The sequence below is a fragment of the Streptomyces sp. NPDC049585 genome, assembly GCF_040675615.1.
GTDB classification, from domain to species: domain Bacteria; phylum Actinomycetota; class Actinomycetes; order Streptomycetales; family Streptomycetaceae; genus Streptomyces; species Streptomyces luteosporeus.
On sequence record NZ_JBFAPE010000002.1, the window covers coordinates 23,601 to 45,006 of the forward strand.

17 protein-coding genes are annotated in these 21,406 nt (G+C 71.4%); 10 read left to right on the plus strand and 7 right to left on the minus strand.

What is annotated here, in order from left to right; translation table 11 throughout:
* Positions 1–87: 87 nt before the first annotated feature.
* On the minus strand, positions 88–810 hold the full coding sequence (locus AB0K17_RS02510) for an HAD family hydrolase (protein ID WP_365982041.1): 723 nt from the start codon (positions 808–810) through the stop codon (positions 88–90).
* 238 nt (positions 811–1,048) lie between these two features.
* Between AB0K17_RS02510 and AB0K17_RS02515 the strand changes: the two genes are divergently transcribed.
* Both AB0K17_RS02515 and AB0K17_RS02520 read left to right on the plus strand, forming a co-directional pair.
* Positions 1,049–1,996 (plus strand): ScbA/BarX family gamma-butyrolactone biosynthesis protein, encoded by a 948-nt coding sequence (locus AB0K17_RS02515; RefSeq protein WP_365967828.1) that lies wholly within the window; start codon positions 1,049–1,051, stop codon positions 1,994–1,996.
* 106 nt (positions 1,997–2,102) lie between these two features.
* Positions 2,103–3,170 carry an alpha/beta hydrolase-fold protein gene (locus AB0K17_RS02520; RefSeq protein ID WP_365967827.1) on the plus strand — a complete coding sequence of 356 codons (1,068 nt, stop codon included), beginning with the start codon at positions 2,103–2,105 and terminating at the stop codon, positions 3,168–3,170.
* 23 nt (positions 3,171–3,193) lie between these two features.
* Here AB0K17_RS02520 and AB0K17_RS02525 read toward each other — a convergent pair whose 3' ends face one another.
* Complete coding sequence (locus AB0K17_RS02525; protein WP_365981851.1) at positions 3,194–4,507, minus strand: alpha/beta hydrolase-fold protein; 1,314 nt, start codon at positions 4,505–4,507, stop codon at positions 3,194–3,196.
* Positions 4,508–4,734: 227 nt separating this feature from the next.
* Here AB0K17_RS02525 and AB0K17_RS02530 point away from each other — a divergent pair, with 227 nt between their 5' ends.
* Entirely contained in the window at positions 4,735–6,108 is a 1,374-nt protein-coding gene (locus tag AB0K17_RS02530; RefSeq protein WP_365981852.1) for a carotenoid oxygenase family protein, read from the plus strand.
* Between the two features lie 157 nt (positions 6,109–6,265).
* Positions 6,266–7,318 (plus strand): VWA domain-containing protein, encoded by a 1,053-nt coding sequence (locus tag AB0K17_RS02535; protein ID WP_365981853.1) that lies wholly within the window; start codon positions 6,266–6,268, stop codon positions 7,316–7,318.
* A 99-nt stretch (positions 7,319–7,417) separates the two neighbouring features.
* Here the strand turns inward: AB0K17_RS02535 and AB0K17_RS02540 are convergent, their stop codons facing one another.
* Positions 7,418–7,876: a hypothetical protein gene (locus AB0K17_RS02540; protein WP_365981854.1), complete on the minus strand. Its 459-nt coding sequence runs from the start codon at positions 7,874–7,876 to the stop codon at positions 7,418–7,420.
* Positions 7,877–8,067: 191 nt separating this feature from the next.
* On the opposite strand from AB0K17_RS02540, the gene metG reads away from it, so the two are divergent.
* Positions 8,068–9,795: a methionine--tRNA ligase gene (gene metG, locus AB0K17_RS02545; RefSeq protein WP_365981855.1), complete on the plus strand. Its 1,728-nt coding sequence runs from the start codon at positions 8,068–8,070 to the stop codon at positions 9,793–9,795.
* A 132-nt stretch (positions 9,796–9,927) separates the two neighbouring features.
* A complete protein-coding gene (locus AB0K17_RS02550) occupies positions 9,928–10,314 on the plus strand; it encodes a DNA-binding response regulator (RefSeq protein WP_365981856.1) in 387 nt (128 codons plus the stop codon).
* Positions 10,315–10,377: 63 nt separating this feature from the next.
* Here AB0K17_RS02550 and aspS read toward each other — a convergent pair whose 3' ends face one another.
* Positions 10,378–12,165: an aspartate--tRNA ligase gene (gene aspS / locus AB0K17_RS02555; protein WP_365981857.1), complete on the minus strand. Its 1,788-nt coding sequence runs from the start codon at positions 12,163–12,165 to the stop codon at positions 10,378–10,380.
* A gap of 120 nt (positions 12,166–12,285) precedes the next feature.
* Between aspS and AB0K17_RS02560 the strand changes: the two genes are divergently transcribed.
* A complete protein-coding gene (locus tag AB0K17_RS02560) occupies positions 12,286–14,436 on the plus strand; it encodes a SpoIIE family protein phosphatase (RefSeq protein WP_365981858.1) in 2,151 nt (716 codons plus the stop codon).
* Positions 14,437–14,479: 43 nt separating this feature from the next.
* On the opposite strand, the gene AB0K17_RS02565 is transcribed toward AB0K17_RS02560, so the two are convergent.
* Together AB0K17_RS02565 and AB0K17_RS02570 are read right to left on the minus strand one after the other, a co-directional pair.
* Positions 14,480–15,499, minus strand: coding sequence for a DUF2278 family protein (locus AB0K17_RS02565; protein WP_365981859.1), 1,020 nt, complete (start codon positions 15,497–15,499; stop codon positions 14,480–14,482).
* Positions 15,500–15,596: 97 nt separating this feature from the next.
* Positions 15,597–16,544 carry a pirin family protein gene (locus AB0K17_RS02570; RefSeq protein ID WP_365981860.1) on the minus strand — a complete coding sequence of 316 codons (948 nt, stop codon included), beginning with the start codon at positions 16,542–16,544 and terminating at the stop codon, positions 15,597–15,599.
* A 119-nt stretch (positions 16,545–16,663) separates the two neighbouring features.
* On the opposite strand from AB0K17_RS02570, the gene AB0K17_RS02575 reads away from it, so the two are divergent.
* The gene (locus AB0K17_RS02575; RefSeq protein ID WP_365981861.1) at positions 16,664–17,554 is read left to right on the plus strand and encodes a serine protease; all 891 of its coding nucleotides are present in this window, start codon (positions 16,664–16,666) and stop codon (positions 17,552–17,554) included.
* 46 nt (positions 17,555–17,600) lie between these two features.
* Here the strand turns inward: AB0K17_RS02575 and AB0K17_RS02580 are convergent, their stop codons facing one another.
* Complete coding sequence (locus tag AB0K17_RS02580) at positions 17,601–18,053, minus strand: SseB family protein (RefSeq protein ID WP_344432935.1); 453 nt, start codon at positions 18,051–18,053, stop codon at positions 17,601–17,603.
* A 130-nt stretch (positions 18,054–18,183) separates the two neighbouring features.
* Between AB0K17_RS02580 and AB0K17_RS02585 the strand changes: the two genes are divergently transcribed.
* Both AB0K17_RS02585 and AB0K17_RS02590 read left to right on the plus strand, forming a co-directional pair.
* On the plus strand, positions 18,184–20,010 hold the full coding sequence (locus AB0K17_RS02585; RefSeq protein ID WP_365981862.1) for an acyl-CoA dehydrogenase: 1,827 nt from the start codon (positions 18,184–18,186) through the stop codon (positions 20,008–20,010).
* An 84-nt stretch (positions 20,011–20,094) separates the two neighbouring features.
* Positions 20,095–21,387, plus strand: coding sequence for a M18 family aminopeptidase (locus AB0K17_RS02590; RefSeq protein ID WP_365981863.1), 1,293 nt, complete (start codon positions 20,095–20,097; stop codon positions 21,385–21,387).
* Positions 21,388–21,406 lie beyond the last annotated feature (19 nt).

The window sequence follows — 21,406 nt, forward strand, 5'->3', positions numbered from 1 at the left end:
TTCCCTGCGGCGTCGCGGGCGGCATTTCTTGCGGTGCGCCCTGCGGTATTCCCTGGTCGGCCATGACGTGAATTCCCTCGATTTCCTTCATCCGTCGTTTCGCATTTCCGGGCCGGGGGCCCACAACGTGCCCGCCGACGCCTCCGCGTCGACCGTGCGCACCAGCGCCTCGTCGACGGCGGCCAAGGAGTCCACCACGTGCCGTACGCCCGCCTCGTGCATGGCGGCGCGCTGGAATCCGTGGGGGAAGGCGGAGGGGTGTCCCACGAAGGCGGCCCCCAGGTCGCGGGCGGCCTCCGCGACGCGCGCCACGTCGTCGACGAAGAGCGTCTCGTCGGGGCGCAGTCCGAAGGTTTCGGCGATCTCCCGCACCCCGGGGCGGAAGTCGTTGGTGCACACGTAGCCGGGGCCGTCGAAGAGGTGGGCGTGCTCGCCGAGGTGGTGGGCGAAGTGGGAGGCGTCCAGGCCTCCGTAGCAGATGGTGCGCAGTCCCATCGACCGTAATCGGGCGACGAGTTCGACCGCGCCGTCCATAAGCCGCACCGGGTCGTGCTCGAGGTGGGCGGCGCGCTCGGTGAAGTAGACCTCCAGCACCTTCTCGGGCGGCCAGTCGACGCCCGCGGCCTCGGCCAGGGCCTGCGCGGCGATGTGCCGGGGCTGGGAGAAGACGGCCCGCTCGACCTCGGCGGTGTACCGGCCGCCCCGGACGGTCACGAACCGGTGGATCACCGGGCTGAACGTGTCGTTGAGAAGGACACCGTCGATATTGACGGCGGCCAGGCGTAACCGGCTCAGCTGTTCGACCACTATCGACCTCCATTGTCGGGTGAAGGGCCCCGGAAAACGCGCCCGCGCGATGCGGGCGTTCCCCCCGCAGAGAGCTGAATCACATCTGGGCTGAGTGGTCGTCAACAGCCTTGTATCTTGACCCCCCGAGGGGCGTTGACCGGGGAACGTTAACACTCTAAAAGCACCCGTCCGGACAGCACCCGCCTTGACCATCCGCGGTCGACCTGCGCCGATGCACCGACCGATCCGAGGGGGAACCATGTCCCAGACCACCTCCGCCCCGACATCCCTCGCACCCGCGCTGCCCCGGCTGACGACGACCGTCCCCCGCGAGTACGTCCACCGGGCCGCCGTGGCCGAGGTGTTGCTGACCGGGTGGCGGAGGGCCGGGCGTGACCGGTTCACGGTGTGGGCCCAATGGCCGCGCGGGCACAGCTTCTTCACGCCGGTCGAGGGCACACTGCACGACCCGATGATGGTCGCGGAGACCGTGCGGCAGATCGGATCCCTCCTCGCCCACGCGGAATTCGACGTGCCGCTCGGACATCAGTTCCTGATGTGGCACCTGGACTGCACGGTGCGGCCCGATCACATGACCATCGGCCCGGCACCCGCCGAACTCGAACTCGACGTCCAGTGCTCGCGGATCCGCAGGCGGGGCGGCGTCTTCGGGGGCATGCACTACGACGTCACCGTACGCCGCGACGGACACGTCGCCGCCACCGGCAGCGCCTCGTTCACCTGTACCTCGCCCGAGGTCTACCGCCGGCTGCGCGGCCCCCGGCTGCCCGGTACGCCGACGGTGACGACCGCGCCGGTGGTGCCGCAGCAGGTGGGCCGCACCTACCCCTTCGACGTCGTCCTCTCGCCGGACGAGGGCGCGCGCTCGCGGTCCTGGCTGCTGCGGGCGGACGGCCGCCACCCGGTCCTGTTCGACCATCCGGTGGACCACATCCCCGGCATGGTGCTGCTGGAGGCCGCCCGGCAGGCGGCCACCGCCCTCGCCCCCTGGCCGGTCGTCCTGCCGACCTCGCTCAGAAGCTCCTTCCACCGCTACGCCGAGCTCGACAGCCCCGTCCACATATCCGCCGACCCCGTGGAGGAGACCGACACGGGCGCCACCCTCACGCGGATCAGCGGTCACCAGGACGGCGCATTGGTCTTCGCCTGCTCACTCACCTGCGAGCACCCCTCCGCGGCCGCCTGACGGACCCGTCCGGGTCACCCGCCGTGTTTTCCCCGCCGCCCGCCGCCGTCCTCGCTTAGGGTCGTTGCGCCATCGGTCCACCGAGCCGGGGGAGCGTATCCGCGGGATGATTCCGAGCCTGACCGGCACCGCGTTCTTCGCCCTGCTCGTCGTCGCCTGCCTGCTGGCCGTCCTGGCGGCGCTGCTGCTGTGGACGAGGATCCCCGGCCCCGGCGCCGTGCGCTGGGCGGGCCGGCTCGCCCTGATCGTGCTGTGCCAGGCCACCGCCATCTGCGTGGTCGCGGTGTGGATCAACTCCAGCTACGGCCTGTACGCCTCGTGGGACGACCTGATGGGCCGTACGAGCGAGTCCGGGCCCGTCGCGATGCCCGGCCCGCCGGCCGAGCGGGCGCGCTTCACGCGCGGCGACGGCGGCATGCGCGAGACGTACTTCCGCGGCGCGCACTCCCAGCTGTCCGGCCAGGTCATGGTCTGGACGCCCCCGCAGTACTCCGAGCCCGGCCACCGCCACACCGCCTTCCCCGTCGTGGTGCTGCTGCACGGGGTGCCCGGCTCGCCGCAGTCCTGGCTGGAGCAGGGCCGGATGCCGGGGGCGTACGAGCGGCTGCTGACCGAGGGCACCACCCGGCCGTTCATCCTCGCCGTGCCGATCATCAACCCCGGTGGCGTGGACACCGACTGCTCCGACGTGCCCGGCCGCAAGGTCGCCACCTGGCTCGCCGACGACGTCCCCGAGCTGCTGCGCAGGCACTTCCGCACCGAGGCCGCCCCCGAGTCGTGGGGTCTGGTCGGCATCTCCACGGGCGGCTTCTGCGCGGCGAAGCTGCCGCTGCAGTACCCGCATGTCTTCGGGGCGGGCGCCGCCCTGGACCCCGACCCGCTCGACGGCGACGGCGGCGCGATCGCCGACCCGGAGCTGCGCCGCCGCAACAGCCCGATGCACCTGGTGCGGCACAGCGACGCGGATGTGGCCCTGTTCCTGGCGACCTCGCGGCAGGACCGCGACAGCCCGCCCCGCTACATCGAGGAGTTCCAGCGGGAGGCGGCGGACAGCGCGGTGCGGCTGAAGACGATGCTGCTGCCGACCGGGGGCCACAACTACGGGACGTGGATCAACCTCTACCCCGCGGCGTTCTCGTGGCTGGCCGAGCAGCTGGGGGGCGGCCCGGAGTAGCCGGCCCGCCCGGGTACGGGGGCTCAGCCCTCGTCGCCCTCGTCCTGCGAGGCGGTGGGCGACGGCTGCGGGGCGGGCTCCACGGACGGCTCGTCCTTCGCCTTGTCCTCCTGCGCCTTGCGGTCGGCGTCCTTCTTCTTCTCCTGCTCGCTCTTGGGCTTGTCGGCGGTGTCCTGCGGGAAGGTCAGCTGCCGGCTCGTCCACTCCAGCACCGGGCCGATCTCCCGGCGCCAGGTGGTGAAGTGGTGGCTGCCCTCCGGCAGGATGATCGAGGAGGCGGACATCGGCGGCTTGACGGCCTTCAGGAACCGCTCCGTCTCGCCGTACTGCTTCTCGCCCTTCCTGCTGCTGGTCACCAGCACCGACACACGCGGCGCGGGCAGGTTCTCCAGCCGCCAGATCAGGTCGTGCTCCTGCTGGTTGCGCTTGGCCTGCGGTCCGCTGCCGAAGAGGTTGCCGGTGGTCAGGTCGTTGCCGACCTTGTAGTCGCCGGAGAGCGCGGCCGCGGCCGGGTAGACGCCCGGGAAGCGCATCGCGAGCTCCAGCGCGCAGGTGCCGCCGGAGGAGTAGCCGAGCACGCCCCAGGCGCTGGGGTCGTGGCCGACGCGGTAGGTGCTCTTGAGGGCGTCGGGCAGGTCCTTGGTGAAGAAGGTCTCCGCCTGCGGCCCGTCGGGGACGTCCACGCACTCGGTGTCGCGCGGGGGCGCGATCGTCGGGCGGACCATGACGATGACGGTCGGCTGCATCCTGTTCTGGGCCAGCAGCCGGCCCGCCGTCTGCGGCACCTGCAGGTGCTGCGCCAGATTCGTGATCCCGCCGGGATAGCCGCTGATCACGACCATCACCGGAAAGCGCTGGCGGTCGTACTGCTTCTGGAAGTACTGCGGCGGCAGATAGACGAAGGCCGGATTGATCGCCCGCGAGCGCTGCCCGACGATATTGACCGACTGGACGCTGCCCACCTTCTCGGCCGGGCCCCGCGGAATTCCGCCTATCTTGTCCAGGCCCTGCGGGCCCGCCGGCTGCACCAGGCCGTTCTTCGACCCGGTGACGGTGGCGTACGGGCCGTTGCCGCCCATCTCGGTGACGTTGACCGGCGCCTTGTCGACGCGGCCGAGGAGCTGGTTCCAGGTGCCGAAGAAACCGCCCCAGGAATTCACGGCCAGCGCCAGCGCGGCCATGACCGCCAGCTGGGTCGTGGCGATGGCCGCGAGCCGGCCGAGCACCGGACGCACGCCCCGGCCGGCCAGCCGGGGCCAGACCCACACGGTGAGCCCCACGCACAACACGGCGGCGAACACCACCGTGTACAGAAGCGACCTGCTGGTCAGGCCCATGCGGTTCCCACTTCCTGCCCCCTGCTGGGTTTGTCGTCCTCGTGTCCCGGTTCCTCGTGTCCCGGTCCGGTCGTCCTCACCGATAAAGAAGCCGATTCGTGCGGAGAGGGTTGCCCTTCGTCCATTTGTTGCACTGGTCTTGTCCTGCGCGTGTCCCGTTGTTCGCGCCGCCGTCCGCTGCCGTACGGCACTGGCCGAACGCCCCCTTCCGCTGGATGGTGGAGGGCATGACGTACCCGGCCCCGCGCCCCGGACCGTGCGCCAATCCCTACCTCAGCGGCCCCTACGCGCCGGTCCACGACGAGACCACCGCCGTCGATCTGCCCGTCACCGGCCGCCTGCCCGCCGCGCTGCGCGGCCGCTATCTGCGCAACGGCCCCAACCCGGTGCACGTCGACGACCCGGCCGACCACCACTGGCTCAGCGGCGACGGCATGATCCACGGCGTCCGGCTGCGCGACGGGCGCGCCGAGTGGTACCGCAACCGCTGGGTGCGCTCCGACGCCGTGGCCGGGGCACTGGGCGAGAAGCTGCTGCACGGGCCGCGCCACCTGGGCATGGACTTCGCGCCCAACACGCATGTGCAGTACTTCGCCGGGCACTGCCTGGCCCTGGTGGAGGGCGGCACCCTGCCGTACGAACTCGACCCGGAGCTGTACACCATCGGCCCGTTCGACTTCCACGGCACGCTGCCGGGCGGGCTGGCCGCGCACACGATCGTCGACCCGCGCTCGGGCGAACTGCACGCGGTGGCCTACTGCCCGGCCTGGCCGTACGTGCAGTACGTGGTCGCCGGCCGTGACGGCCGCGTACGGCGGTACGTGGACGTCCCCCTCGACGGGCACCCGATGATGCACGACTTCTCGCTGACCGAGCACTACGTGCTGCTGTACGACCTGCCGGTGGTCTTCGCCCGCAACGGGCGCACCGGCGCGCACCGCCCGGTGTGGGACCCGGACCGGCCCGCCCGGCTCGGGGTCCTGCCGCGCGACGGCGGCGCGGGCGAGGTGCGCTGGCTGGAGCTCGAACCCTGCTTCGTCCTGCACCAGATGAACGCCTACGAGCAGCCGGGCGGCCGGCGGCTCGTCGTCCACCTCCTGCGCTACGAGCGCTGGTTCGACGCCTTCGACCCGCGCCGGCCCGCTCCCGGGCAGCACGTCGCGCACCTGGAGCGCTGGACGGTCGAGCCGGCGCGCGGCACCGTGCACCGCACGCGCCTGGACGACCTGCCCGCCGAGTACCCGCGCATCGACCCCCGCCGGCTCACCGCCCACCACCGCTTCGGCTACGCCGTGCGCCAGCCGCTGCCGGGCCGGGGGCCGGGGCTGGTCAAGTACGACCTGGAGCGCGGTACGCACGAGGAGTTCACCGTCCCCGGGGGCGGGGACGTGGGCGAGGGCGTCTTCGTGCCGGCGGCCCCCGACGCCGCCGAGGACGACGGCTGGGTGCTGGCCTTCGCCCACGACCCGCGGCGCGCAGCCACGGACCTGCTCGTCCTGGCCGCCCGCGACCTCGCCGCCGGGCCGGTGGCCCGGGTGCATCTGCCGGTGCGGGTACCGGTGGGCTTCCACGGGAACTGGATCCCGGACGCCTGCCCGTGACCCTGTGGGCGACCCCTGTCCGTGACACGACACGCACGACGGCGTGTCGCGAGTGAACGCCCTGGACCGTGCTTGACCACTAGCCTTACGTATTCGTCAAGCAAACGGACTTTTACGGGCATTACGGACAGCTAATCGGACGAAGGGCAACTTCCCCATGGGCATTCGGAGTCTGCTGCGCACCGCGTTCGGCCGGGCGGCCAGAGGGGGCGAGCAGGACGAGGCGAGCCTGCCCCAGCAGAGCACGGGCCCCGGCGCCTGCGCGCCGGCGGCGTCGGAGGAGGCGCCGGACGGCGCCGTCACGGTCCCCACCCAGCCGACCGCCGAGGAGTCCGACCGGGCCGGCACCCCCACCGTCCCCGACCCCGGCCCCCTCGGCCCCATCCCCACCCCCGGGCCCGCCCGGCCCGAACCCCTCCCGGAGCCCGAACCCCAGCCCACCCCCATGCCGAAGCCCAAACCGGTGCCCGAACCCGAGCCGGCCCCGCGGCCCGACCCCCACCCCGTGCCCGAACCCCCGCCCGGGCCGGACCCCGAGCCCTCCCCCGCGATGGCCGCCGGCGCGGCCCTGGCCGCCGCCGGCCTCACCGGACGGCGGACCGCCGTCTACCTCGTCCTCGACCGCTCCGGCTCGATGCGGCCCTACTACAAGGACGGCACCGTCCAGCACCTCGCCGAACAGACCCTCGCCCTCGCCGGCCACCTCACGGAGGGCGGCACCCTGCCCGTCGTCTTCTTCTCCACCGGCATCGACGGCACCGCCGAACTGACGGCGGACGACCACCGCGACCGCATCGCCGAGCTGCACGCCTCCTACGGGCACATGGGCCGCACCCACTACCACCTGGCCGTCGAGGCCGTCCTCGACCACTACCGCGCCACGGGCACCACCGACCCCGCCCTCGTCGTCTTCCAGACCGACGGCGCCCCCTCGAACCGGGCGGCTGCCGAAAAGGCCCTGTGCGAGGCGGCCGGCCTGCCGGTCTTCTGGCAGTTCGTGGGCTTCGGCGACCCCGAGGCGCGCGGCTTCGACTTCCTGCGCCGGCTGGACGACCTCGCGGTGCCGGAGCGGCGGGCGGTCGACAACACGGGCTTCTTCCACGCGGGCCGCGACCCGCGGCTGCTGCCGCACGAGGAGCTCTACCGCGAGCTGCTGCTGGAGTTCCCCGGCTGGCTGCAGGAGGCCCGCACGGCGGGCGTACTGCGGTAACGCCTGCGGCGGAAAACCTCGAACGCCGGACGGGCTGGGATCAGCCCGTCCGGCGTTCGAGGACCGGGGGTCAGGGGGCAAAGCCCCCGGGAGAGACGGTCAGTCGCCGAACGGCAGGCGGCCGGGGCCCGGCTTCATGGTCTTCTCGACCAGGGGCGTCTGCAGCACGCTGCCCTTGCCGTAGAGCTCCAGGGTGGCGCGGGCGGGCACGTTCGCGTCGACCATGTCGTGCCACTCCGCGAGGCCCGTGTGCTTCCTGCCGTCGCACTGCAGGTCGCCCTTGGCCTTGGTGGCCGTCAGGTAGACGGGCTTCCTGCCGGCCGGGGCGGACAGCAGGGTGACGTCCAGGCGCTCGGTGTCGGCGTTGCAGACGTAGTCGAAGGAGACGTCGAGGGACGCGACGATGCCGTTCCCGGTGAAGATCTTCCTGACCTCGACCGACGGCGTGCCGGTGGTACCGGTCGTACCGGCAGCGAGGGCGGCGGGGGCGGCTGCTGCGCCCAGGGCGACGGCGGTCAGGACCGAGACACCGGCGGCTCGGAGGGTGGTGCGCTTCACGTGTGATGACTCCTCGAAAGGGACATCCGGGGGACTTCCCCCGGATGGGACCTTTTGAGTGTACCTGTCAGCAACACATCGACCACACACAGTTACCGTCGGTACGAAATGCCGCGCGGTCGGCCCCCAGTGCTCGGATACGCTAAAGGTGCACGTACACCTGAAAACACTGCGACCAGGGAGCAGCCGCAATGGCTCGACACCTCATCACCAGCGCCCTTCCGTACATCAACGGGATCAAGCACCTGGGCAACATGGTGGGGTCCATGCTCCCGGCGGACGTCTACGCGCGCTTCCTGCGGCAGACCGGCCGCGAGACGCTGTACATCTGCGCGACCGACGAGCACGGCACCCCGGCCGAGCTGGCGGCGAAGGACGCCGGGCTGCCGGTGGACACCTTCTGCGGGCAGCAGCACGACGTGCAGAAGGCGATCTACGACGGCTTCCACATCTCGTTCGACTACTTCGGCCGCAGCTCCTCGCCGGAGAACCACGAGATCACCCAGCACTTCGCGCGTCAGCTGCAGAAGAACGGGTTCATCGAGGAGCGCGCGATCCGCCAGGTCTACTCGCTGGCCGACGGCCGCTTCCTGCCCGACCGGTACATCGTCGGCACCTGCCCGCACTGCGGCTACGACAAGGCGCGCGGCGACCAGTGCGAGAACTGCACCCGCGTGCTGGACCCGACCGACCTGATCGACGCGCGCTCGGCGATCAGCGGCAGCAGCGAGCTGGAGGTGCGGGAGACCAAGCACCTGTTCCTGCTGCAGTCGAAGCTGCAGGGCGAGGTCGAGGCGTGGATCGACGAGCACGGCAAGGACTGGCCGGTGCTGGCCTCCTCCATCGCCCGCAAGTGGCTGACGGAGGGCCTGAACGACCGGGCGATCACCCGTGACCTCGACTGGGGCGTGCCGGTCCCGGCGGACACCTGGCCGGAGCTGGCGGCCGAGGGCAAGGTCTTCTACGTGTGGTTCGACGCGCCCGTGGAGTACATCGGCGCGACGAAGGAGTGGGCCGGCCAGGACCCGGCGAACCGCGACTGGAAGTCGTGGTGGTACGAGGCCGGCGACGTGCGCTACACGCAGTTCATGGCCAAGGACAACGTGCCCTTCCACACCGTGATGTTCCCGGCCACGGAGCTGGGCACCCGCGAGCCGTGGAAGAAGGTCGACTACGTCAAGGCCTTCAACTGGCTGACGTACTACGGCGGCAAGTTCTCCACCTCGCAGCAGCGCGGCATCTTCACCGACGCCGCACTGGAGCTGCTGCCGGCAGACTACTGGCGCTACTTCCTGATGGCGAACGCCCCGGAGTCGGACGACTCGTCCTTCACCTGGGAGCACTTCGCCGGCACGGTCAACAAGGACCTCGCCGACACCCTCGGCAACTTCGTCAACCGTGTGCTGTCCTTCTCGCGCAAGCGCTTCGGCGAGAACGTCCCGGCCGGTCTGGAGGAGGGCGAGGCCGAGGCCGAGCTCGGCCGCCAGGTCGCCGAGCTGCTCGCCGAGTACGAGCGGTACATGGAGGATCTGCAGTTCCGCAAGGCCGCGCAGGCGCTGCGCGCGCTGTGGAGCGCGGGCAACTCCTACCTGGAGACCAAGGCCCCCTGGCTGGAGATCAAGACCGACCCCGAGGCCGCCGCGCTGACCCTGCGCACCGCGATGAACCTCATCCACCTCTACGCGGTGGTCTCCGAGCCGTTCATCCCGGCCTCCGCGGCGGCCATGCGCTCGGCGTTCGCGCTGCCGGAGGACTCGGCGGCCGCCACCGCGACGTGGGTGACGGCGGACGAGGCGAAGTCGCTGACGTTCGTCCCGGCGGGCACCGCGTTCAGCGTGCCGCCCGTGCTCTTCGCGAAGATCACCGAGGAGGACCTGGAGTCCTACCGCGAGCGCTTCGGCGGCACCGACGAGGCGTGATCATCCCTGCGCGAGGGCCCCGGAACCGTGCGGTTCCGGGGCCCTCGCGCATGCGTTGATCCATCGGCAATCGTTCGTTGAGCGCCGCCCTGCACGCTGAAGATGTCCTTTCGGCGTGATTGAGGAAGAGCAGTGTTCGCAGTGTTCGACGAAGGCATCACCGTAAGCGTCCACGGCGGCGACGAGCTGGGCCGGTACCGGGTCGTCCGGCAGCTGCGCGCCCTGTCGGGCATCGGCGTCGTCGCGGCGGACGACCGCACCGCGGCCGTGGACGTCCTGCTGCTGTCGCGGCACGACCCCGACGGCCCGGCCCGGCTGCGGGCGATGGTCCGCGCGAATCGCGCCCCGCTGCTCGTGGTGGCCGACGACCTGGGCCCGGCGGAGCTGATGGCGGTCGGGGAGTACGGCGTGGAGTCCGTGCTGTGGCGCGAGCGGCTGACCCCGGGCCGGCTGTCGCGCGCCGTGCACAACGCGGCCGGCTGCTGCCCGAGAGTCCCGCTGCCCCTGGCCCTGGTGTGACGCCGTCATGCCGAAGGCCGGCCGGGCTGCTGCCCGGCCGGCCTTCGGTGCGTGTGCGACGACCTACTTGGTCGGCTTGTACGGGGTGGGCTTGGCCGCGCCCTTGTAGATGCTCAGGTGGAGCTCCTTCAGGCGGGCGTCGTCGACCTCGCTGGGGGCGCCCATGAGCAGGTCCTGGGCGTTGCCGTTGAGCGGGAAGGCGATGGTCTCGCGGATGTTGGGCTCGTCGGCCAGCAGCATCACGATGCGGTCGACGCCCGGGGCGATGCCGCCGTGCGGCGGGGCGCCGAACTTGAAGGCGCGCAGCATGCCGCCGAACTCGCGCTCGACGTCCTCGTTGCTGTAGCCGGCGATCTCGAACGCCTTGTACATGACGTCGGGCTCGTGGTTCCGGATGGCGCCGGAGGACAGCTCGACGCCGTTGCAGACGATGTCGTACTGCCAGGCGAGGATGTCCAGCGGGTCCATGCTCTCCAGGGCCTGAAGACCGCCCTGCGGCATGGAGAACGGGTTGTGGGAGAACTCGATCTGCCCGGTGTCCTCGTTCTTCTCGAACATCGGGAAGTCGACGATCCAGCAGAACCGGAAGACGTTCTCCTCGAACTGGCCGGCCCGCTTGGCGGCCTCGACGCGCACCGCGCCCATGATCTTGGAGACCTCGTCGAAGTCGCCCGCGCCGAAGAACACGGCGTGGCCGGCCTGAAGGCCGAGGCGCTCGGTGAGGGCCTTGACGTCGTCCTCGGTGAGGAACTTGGCGATCGGGCCGGACAGCTGGCCGCCCTCGCCCACGCGGATCCAGGCCAGGCCCTTGGCGCCCTGCTCGACCGCGAAGTCGCCGAGGCCGTCGAAGAACTTGCGCGGCTGGTCCTGGACGGCCGGCACCGGCAGGGCCCGCACGTGCTTGCCGGCGAAGGCCTTGAACTCCGAGCCCTCGAAGACGTCGGAGACGTCGACCAGCTCCAGCTTGGCGCGCAGGTCCGGCTTGTCGGAGCCGTACTTGAGCATCGCCTCGCGGAAGGGGATCCGCGGGAAGGGGGAGGTGACGTGGCGGCCGCCGCCGAACTCCTCGAAGAGCTCGGTCATGACCTTCTCGATCACCTGGAAGACGTCCTCCTGCTCGACGAAGGACATCTCCACGTCGAGCTGGTAGAACTCGCCCGGCGAGCGGTCGGCGCGGGCGTCCTCGTCGCGGAAGCAGGGCGCGATCTGGAAGTAGCGGTCGAAGCCGGCGATCATCAGCAGCTGCTTGAACTGCTGCGGGGCCTGCGGCAGGGCGTAGAAGCGGCCGGCGTGCAGGCGCGAGGGCACCAGGAAGTCGCGCGCGCCCTCGGGAGAGGTGGCGGACAGGATCGGGGTGGCCAGCTCGTTGAAGCCGAGCGCGGTCATCTTCTCGCGCATGGCGCGGATGACGGCGGTGCGCAGCATGATGTTGCGGTGCATGCGCTCGCGGCGCAGGTCGAGGAAGCGGTACTCCAGACGGCGCTCCTCGTTCACCCCGTCCTCGGCGTTGATGGTGAAGGGGATCTGCTCGGCGGCGCCGAGCACCTCCACCTCGGCGACCTCGATCTCGATCTCGCCGGTGGGCAGGTCGGGGTTGACGTTGTCGGCGCCACGGCTGACGACCTTGCCGTCGATGCGTACGACGGTCTCCTTGGTCAGGTGCCCGAGCGCCTCGTTGGCCGGGGTGCCGGGGCGCGCCACCAGCTGGACCAGGCCGTAGTGGTCACGCAGATCGATGAAGAGGATGCCGCCCAGGTCGCGCCGATTGTGCAGCCAGCCACTGAGCCGCACGTCGGTGCCGACGTCGGCCGCACGGAGCTCGCCGCAGGTGTGGGACCGGTAACGATGCATCGTTCATCCAAGTCGTGGTCGAAGGCGTCGTGGAGTGTGCGCATACAGCACCAGGCAAGGGTACTGCCCCTCGCATACCATCAGTGGTCCGCTCCGGCCGTACCTGCATAAAGTGGGGCAATGCGCACTGAGGACGTACTGGCCGCCGTCCAGACCGGCCTGTGGTACTGGGACACCGCCTCGCGCACCGTCACCTTCGACGCCGAAGGCGCCCGGCTCATGGGCCTGCCGCCCACCCGGGTGGAGCTGACCGAGTCCGGCGTGCGCGCCCGCTTCCACGCCGTGGACTGGGTGGAGGTCCAGGGCATCATCTCCCTCGCCGCCGCCGAGGGCACCCTCGCCGAGGCCCGGCTGCGGGTCGTGGACGAGGACGGCAGGGTGCTGCGGACCGTGCGCAGCCGCACCCGGCCGTACGGCATCGGGCCCGCCGCCCGCCTCGTCGGCACGCTGGAAGAGGTCCCCGCACCCCAGCCCGGCACCTCCGCCGCCCGCAGCACCGTCACCGGCGACTGGCGGCGCAACCGCGAGGCGTTCCTGCTGGACGCCGGCCGGGCGCTGGCGGAGGCCCGCTCCACCTCCGAGGTGCTGCGGGTCGCGGCCACCTTGTCCATGCCCGGCTTCGAGCCCTCGGGCCTGGCCGTCTTCGTCGGCGAGGCCGGCCGGGTGAAGCTCATCGGGCAGCACGGCTACGCCCCCGGGGACATGGACGCCTTCATGGACCAGCCCATGGGGGCCGGCGCCCCGGCCGCCGAGGTCATCCGCACCGGCCGGGCCGTGTACCTGCCCTCGCCCGAGGACTACCGGCGCCGCTTCCCCGAGATCTACCCGATGGTCGAGCGCTTCGGCCGCCGGTCCTGGGCCTTCCTGCCGATGATCAATGCCGGGCAGACCATCGGCGCCTGGATGGCCGGCTTCTCCGTCCCGGTCTCCTTCACCCCCGACGAGCGCTCGGTGCTCGCCACCGTCGCCCGGATGCTCGCCCAGGCGCTCGGGCGCGCCAGCGTGCACGAGTCCGAGCGTGAGCTCACCGTGGGCCTGCAACGCTCGATGATGCCCACCGTCCAGCCCGACATCCCCGGCATGACGGTGGCCGCGCGCTACGTGCCCACCGGCGGCGGGCTGGAGGTCGGCGGCGACTGGTACGACATGATCCCGCTGCCCGGCGGAACTTCCGAGGACGGCGCCTCCACCGGTGGCCGGCTCGCCCTCGTCATCGGCGACGTCCAGGGCCACGACGTACGGGCCGCGGGGCTCATGGGCCAGCTGCGCATCGCCCTGCGCGCGTACGCCTCCGAGGGCCACCACGCGGACGCCGTGCTCTCGCGCGCCTCGCGCTTCCTGGCGGGCATCAACGGTGCCGACGAGGATGCGGACCCGCGCTTCGCCACCTGCCTGTACATCGAGGTCTACCCCAGCAGCGGACTGCTCGTCATCGCCCGGGCCGGCCACCCCGACCCGGCGATCCGGCTCAGCGACGGCACCCTGCTCGTACGCCCCACGGCCGGCGGACTGCCGCTGGGCATCGTGCCGGACGCCGACTACCCCACGACGCGGATCGTGCTGGAGCCCGGCGAGACCATGCTGGTGTGCACCGACGGGCTCATCGAGACCGGCGGCCACGACCTGGAGACCGGCTGGACGCGGCTGCGGCAGATCATCGAGGACCACGGCACCGGCCCCGATGGCGCCGAGGACCTCGAACAGCTCGCCGACGACCTCGTCCAGGCCGTCCACGGCCCGCCCTCGCACTACACCACCGGCCCACTCATCGACCGCCGCGAGGACGACATCGCCCTGCTGCTCCTGCGCCGCGACCTGCCCGTGGGCACGGGCGCCGTGCCGTGCCCACCGCGGCGCACGGTCATGAGCATCGCCCAGGCCGAGCCGGAGCGCATCGCCGAGGCCCGCCACCAGGTGCGCGAACTGCTGCACGACTGGCCCGACGAGGAGCAGCGGGACTCGGCGGTGCTGATGGTCTCCGAACTCATCACCAACGTGCTGGTGCACACCGACGGCGACGCCCTGCTGATCGCCGAGCTGTCCGGCACCCCCGGCACCCGCTGCCTGCGGGTGAGCGTCGCCGACGCCAGCGACGAACTCCCCCACCGCCGCCACCCCGGTGAGATGGCCTCCTCCGGCCGCGGCCTGGTCCTGCTCGAACTCCTGGCCGGCGCATGGGGCGTGGACCCCCAGGGCGCGGGCAAGAGCATCTGGTTCGAGCTGTACGAGGCCGCGGCTGCGGTGGAGGCCCGGTTCGAGGCGGTGACGTAGTTCAGGCGATGTAGTTCAGGCAACGCAGTTCAGGCGTTGCAGTTCAGGCGAAGGTGGTCGTCCAGCCCTCCTGGCGCACCTGCTCGTCGGTGTAGGCCACGCCGTGCACCTTCAGCCCCACCGGATCGAGCAGGCTGAGCGCCCCGCCCGTCCGGCTGAGCCGCAGCCCGTCGCCACCCTCGACGGTGACCGTGCCGCCGGCGGCGAGGCGGCGCGGGGGGAGCGGCCGGACGTGGCCGCGCTCGTCGGCCAGCCGCCAGCCGCCCAGGTCGACGATGTCGGCGGAGGCGTTGAGCAGCGTGACCGACTGGCCGTCCGACCCCGCGGGCCCACCGACCCGGGCGGCCACGATGCGCACCGGCGCCACGCGCTCCCGGGGCGGGGACGGCGGGCCGATGCTGTGGCCCTGGTCGTCGGTGTGCCAGGACTGCGACTGGAAGGCGAGGAAGATCCCCACCCAGCGGTGCTCGGCGGGGAAGTGGAAGAGCAGTCCGCCGTCCTGCCAGACGCCGTCGTCGGGGCGGTGCTTGACGCCGTTGCCCTGATTCATGTGGATGTCGTGGACGCCAGGGCCCTGGTGGGTGTGCCTGCGGGCCAGGAAGCGGACGATCCTGCGCAGGACGGAGACCCGCCCGAAGCCCTGGCCGAAGGCGTAGACGGCCACCGTGGGGTCGGCGATGGCGCGGTCCGTGTAGTGCTCCAGGAAGTCCTCCAGGTCGTTGTCCACTCCCTGGACGTCCGGCGGCAGCACCCGCATCCGGGTGGGGTCGAACAGATTGCCCCGGACGTAGTCGAGGGCGCCCGTACCCGCGTGCGAGGCCAGCGGGTGCCAGCCGCTGCCCGCCGGCGGCAGGAGGTCCGTCACCGGATGACGGAAGTCGTCGTCCGCCAGGAACAGCACCTGGGAAGGGGGCGTGTCGGACAGGACGTTCACCGGCACCTGGTAGCGGGTGCCGGCGTTGTCCTCGATGAACAGCTGGAAGTGCGGCTTGTCGCTGGTGCCGGGCTCCCGGTGTTTGCCGGTCGCACGGCCGGTCACCACTCCGTAGGGACTGATGGTCATGGCCGGGACCTCCGTTCCTGGCGCGGACAGGCCTCCTTCCACCGTGCCCCCGGCAGGGGCCCGGCACCACTCGGGTACGGGCCCGCAGGGCCCCGGCTCAGGCCGCCGGGATGGTGCCCAGCCGTCCGGCCTGGAAGTCCTCGAAGGCCTGGGCCAGCTCGGCGTGGGTGTTCATCACGAACGGCCCGTAGTGCATCATCGGCTCGCGGATCGGCAGGCCGCCGAGCAGGACCACCTCGAAGTTCTCCGTGCGGGTCTCCTGGGCGGCGTCGGCGCGGACGACGAGGGTGTCGCCCTCGCCGAAGACGACCGCCTGGCCCATCCGGAAGGGGCGGCCCTCGGTGCCGGCCGAGCCGTGGCCGGCCAGGCCGTAGGCGAGGGCGTTGAAGTCGGGCCGCCAGGGCAGCGTCAGCTGCGCGCCGGGGCTCAGGGACGCGTGGATCATCGTGATCGGCGTGTGCGTCGCTCCCGGGCCCTCGTGGCCCGCGACGTCGCCGGCGATCAGGCGGACGAGCGCGCCGCCGTCCTCGGAGGCGAGCAGCTTGACGCTGCCGCCGCGGATGTCCTGGTACTTCGGCGCGATCATCTTGTCGGCGGCCGGCAGGTTGACCCACAGCTGGAGGCCGTGGAACAGCCCGCCGCTGATCACCAGGTCCTCGGGCGGGGTCTCGATGTGCAGCAGGCCGGAGCCGGCGGTCATCCACTGGGTGTCGCCGTCGGTGATCACGCCACCGCCGCCGTGGGAGTCCCGGTGGATGAAGGTGCCGTCGATGATGTAGGTGACGGTCTCGAAGCCGCGGTGCGGGTGCCAGGGGGTGCCCTTGGGCTCGCCTGCCGCGTAGTCCACCTCGCCCATCTGATCCATCATGATGAACGGGTCGAGGTGGCGGTACGGGATCCCCGCGAAGGCGCGGCGGACGGGGAAGCCCTCGCCCTCGAAGCCGCTGGGCGCGGTGGCGACGTGCACCACGGGGCGCGGGGCGCCGCCGGCGGGCGCGGTGACGCGCGGCAGGGCCAGCGGGTTGGTTGCGGTGACTGCGGGCATGGGTGGCCTCCTCGGTCGTACCTCCAATTTAGTTGAATACTTAACAACAGGCAAGGGCGACACATTCCCGCCCCCTCCTCCACCCGGCGGGTTCCCCCGGAAGGAGGCACACTTGATCAATGCGCTCCCGTCTCAGAGCCCGCGGCGTCCTCGCCGTCGCCGCCCTTGCGCTGGTCCTGGCCGCCGTCGCCCTGCTCGTGGCGCACCGCGGCCTGGCCACGGACGCACCGCTGGCGGCCGGGGACGGCAAGGGGCACTACGCCCAGCCCCGGAAGGTCGCCGAGCGGAGCGCGGAGCGCATGAAGGAGGCCGTGCGCGAGGGCGGGCAGCGCCCCCTGGGCGCCCCGCAGGCGGCCGCCGCCACCGAGGACGGCGCGGCGGCCGAGGCCGACCCTTCGCCGGCGGTCGGCCCGCTGTTCTACACGGCCCAGGACGAGCCGGTGCACGGCTGCACCGCGAGCGTCGTCCACAGCGCGGCCGGCGACCTGGTGGTCACCGCGGCGCACTGCGTGTACATGGACGGCTTCCGCACGGACCTGGCCTTCGTCCCCGGCTACGACCGGGGCGCGGCGCCGTACGGGGTGTGGGTGCCCCGGTCGATCGACGTGGCCCCGGAGTGGACCGAGGACCGCGACCCCGACTACGACGTGGCCTTCTTGAGGATGGAGCCCGCCGAGGGCGCCGGCTCACTCGAACGGGCGACCGGTGCGGCCCGCATCCGCTTCGACCCGCCGGCGCGGGGCCCGGCCCGGGTGGTGGGCTACCCCAACGACGGGGAGCGGCCGGTGGCCTGCCGCGGCACGACGCAGGCCGAGGGCGCGACGCAGCTGCGGTTCGACTGCGAGGGCCTGCTCAACGGCACCAGCGGCAGTCCGTTCCTGGCGGACGACGGCGCGACGCTGGTGGGCGTGCTGGGCGGCAAGGACGAGGGCGGCGACGAGGAGACCTCGTACAGCCCCTACTTCGGTGACGCGGTGGCGCGTCTCTACCGCCGCGCGACGGACGGCTAGCGACGGACGGCTAGCGCAGCCTCAGCCATCTGCGAAGCAATGGCGTCTAGCCGTACATCCGGCGCATGGCGAAGTCCACCATCTGTTCGACCGACTTCGCGTCGAAGACGATGCGGTGGTCCCCCTCCATGTCGAGGACGAAGCCGTACCCGGTCGGCAGCAGGTCGAGCACCTCGGCGCCGGTGATCACGAAGTACTTCGACTCCTTGCCCGCGTAGCGCCGCAGCTCCTTCAGCGAGGTGAACATGGGGATCACCGGCTGCTGGGTGTTGTGCAGGGCGAGGAAGCCGGGGTTGTCGCCGCGCGGGCAGTAGACCTTGGAACCGGAGAAGACGGTCTGGAAGTCCTCGGCGGACATCTGGCCCGTGGTGAAGGCGCGCACGGCGTCGGCGAGGGACGGGGGCGACGGCTCGGGGTAGAGCGGCTGTTCGCCGTAGCCGCCCGGCTGCTGCGGAGGCGCGTAACCCTGCTGTGCCGCGGTCTGGTCGTAGCCGTACATGGCCCAAAGCGTAAAGGGTCACAGTTGGCCGATCGGGTCTTGCATCTTATTACCGACGGGTAGCATCATGCTGCTTACTGACCGGTACGCACAGAGGAACGCCCTCCCGTCACCTACGGAGCCGTCTGTCATGGGCCACTACAAGTCGAATCTTCGCGACATCGAGTTCAACCTCTTCGAGGTCCTCGGCCGCGACAAGCTGTACGGCACCGGTCCCTTCGGGGAGATGGACGTCGAGACGGCGAAGAGCATCCTGTCGGAGATCACGCGCCTTTCCGAGAACGAACTGGCCGAGTCCTTCGCCGACGCCGACCGCACCCCCCCGGTCTTCGACCCGGAGACGAACACCGCTCCGGTCCCCGAGACGTTCAAGAAGAGCTACCAGGCGTACATGGACGCCGAGTGGTGGCGCCTGGGCATCCCGGAGGAGATCGGCGGCACCACCGCCCCGCGCTCGCTGATCTGGGCGTACGCCGAGTCGATCCTGGGCTCGAACCCCGCCATCTGGATGTACTCCTCGGGCCCGGCCTTCGCCGGCATCCTCTTCGAGGAGGGCAACGAGCAGCAGAAGCACATCGCCGCGCTCGCCACCGAGAAGCAGTGGGGCTCCACCATGGTCCTCACCGAGCCGGACGCCGGCTCGGACGTGGGCGCCGGCCGCACCAAGGCCGTGCAGCAGGAGGACGGCTCCTGGCACATCACCGGCGTCAAGCGCTTCATCACCTCCGGTGAGCACGACATGGCGGAGAACATCCTCCACTACGTCCTCGCCCGCCCCGAGGGTCACGGCCCGGGCACCAAGGGCCTGTCCCTCTTCCTCGTGCCGAAGTACGAGTTCGACTTCGAGACCGGCGAGCTGGGCGAGCGCAACGGCGTCTACGCCACCAACGTCGAGCACAAGATGGGCCTGAAGGCCTCCAACACGTGCGAGATGACCTTCGGCGACAAGCACCCCGCCAAGGGCTGGCTCATCGGCGACAAGCACGACGGCATCCGCCAGATGTTCCGCATCATCGAGTTCGCCCGCATGATGGTCGGCACGAAGGCGATCGCCACCCTCTCCACCGGTTACCTCAACGCGCTGGAGTACGCCAAGGAGCGCGTGCAGGGCACCGACCTGGCGCAGTTCATGGACAAGACCGCGCCCAAGGTCACCATCACCCACCACCCCGACGTGCGCCGTTCCCTGATGACGCAGAAGGCGTACGCGGAGGGCATGCGCGCCCTCGTGCTGTACACCGCCGCCATCCAGGACGACATCCAGGTCAAGGAGGCCGCGGGCGAGGACGCCAAGGCCCTGCACGGCCTGAACGACCTGCTCCTGCCGATCGTCAAGGGCTACGGCTCGGAGAAGTCCTACGAGCAGCTCGCCCAGTCCCTGCAGACCTTCGGTGGCTCCGGCTACCTGCAGGAGTACCCAATCGAGCAGTACATCCGCGACGCCAAGATCGACACGCTCTACGAGGGCACCACCGCCATCCAGGGCCAGGACTTCTTCTTCCGCAAGATCGTCCGCGACCAGGGCCAGGCCATGACCGCCCTGTCCGAGGAGATCAAGAAGTTCCTCGCCGAGGCCGCCGGCGGCGAGGAGCTCGCCGAGGCCCGCGAGAAGCTCGCCAAGGCCGCCGTCGACCTGGAGGGCATCGTCGGCGCCATGCTGACGGACCTCGCCGCCACCGAGCAGGACGTGAAGTCCATCTACAAGGTGGGCCTGAACACCACCCGCCTGCTGATGGCCTCCGGCGACGTCGTCGTCGGCTACCTGCTGCTGCGCGGCGCCGCCGTGGCCGCCGAGAAGCTGCCGACCGCCTCCGCCAAGGACAAGGCGTTCTACACCGGCAAGATCGCCGCGGCGAACTTCTTCGCCGACACGGTCCTGCCGGGCGTCGCCACCGAGCGCGTCCTCGCCGAGACCGTCGACAGCTCCCTGATGGAGCTGGACGAGGCCGCCTTCTAAGGCGCCCCCACCGATGGATTCACGGGCAGGAGCCGGGCCCCGAAAGGGCAGCCCGGCTCTTGCCCCCATCTTTATGCTGCTGGCATGAGCTCTGCGCACCGCTTCGACCGCGGCCACACCGACGACCTGATGTCCTTCCTCGTCGCCAGTCCCTCCCCGTACCACGCGGTGGCCACCACCGCCGAGCGGCTGCAGAAGGCCGGCTTCCACGAGGTCGCCGAGACCGACGCCTGGGACGGGCAGGCCGGCGGGAAGTTCGTGCGGCGCGGCGGCGCGATCATCGCCTGGTACGTGCCGGAAGGCGCCACCCCCGCCTCCCCGTTCCGCATCGTCGGCGCGCACACCGACTCGCCCAACCTGCGCGTCAAGCCGCTGCCCGACACCGGTGCGCACGGCTGGCGGCAGGTGGCCGTGGAGCTCTACGGCGGCACCCTGCTCAACACCTGGCTCGACCGCGACCTGGGCCTGTCCGGGCGGCTGACGCTGCGCGACGGCAGCCACCGGCTCGTGGTCGTCGACCGCCCGCTGCTGCGCGTGCCGCAGCTGGCCATCCACCTCGACCGGGGCGTCAACCAGGACGGCCTGAAGCTGGACAAGCAGCGCCACATGACGCCCATCTGGGGCCTCGGCGACGTCCACGAGGGCGACCTGATCCGCTTCGTCGCCGAGGAGGCCGGCCTGGCCGCCGACGAGGTGGCCGGCTGGGACCTGATGACGCACAGCGTCGAGGCGCCCGCCTACCTCGGCCGCGACCGCGAGCTGCTCGCCGGCCCGCGCATGGACAACCTGCTCTCCGTGCACGCCGGCCTCGCCGCCCTCACCGCCGCCGCCACCTCCGCCAGCCTGCCCTCCATCCCCGTGCTGGCCGCCTTCGACCACGAGGAGAACGGCAGCCAGTCCGACACCGGCGCCGAGGGCCCGCTGCTGGGCACCGTCCTGGAACGGTCCGTCCTCGCCCGCGGCGGCACGTACGAGGACCGCGCCCGCGCCTTCGCCGGCACCGTGTGCCTGTCCTCCGACACCGGCCACGCCGTCCACCCCAACTACGCCGAGCGCCACGACCCCGGCCACCACCCCCTGCCCAACGGCGGCCCGATCCTCAAGGTCAACGTCAACCAGCGCTACGCCACCGACGGCCACGGACGGGCCCTCTTCGCCGCGGCGTGCGAGCGCGCGGGCGTGCCCTGGCAGCACTTCGTCTCCAACAACTCCATGCCCTGCGGCACCACCATCGGTCCCATCACCGCAGCGCGGCACGGCATCACCACCGTCGACATCGGCGTGGCGATCCTTTCCATGCACTCCGCCCGCGAGCTGTGCGGCTCCGACGACCCGCACCTCCTGGCTTCCGCACTGACCGCCTTCCTGGAAGGCTGAGCCCACACACCCGCTGCCC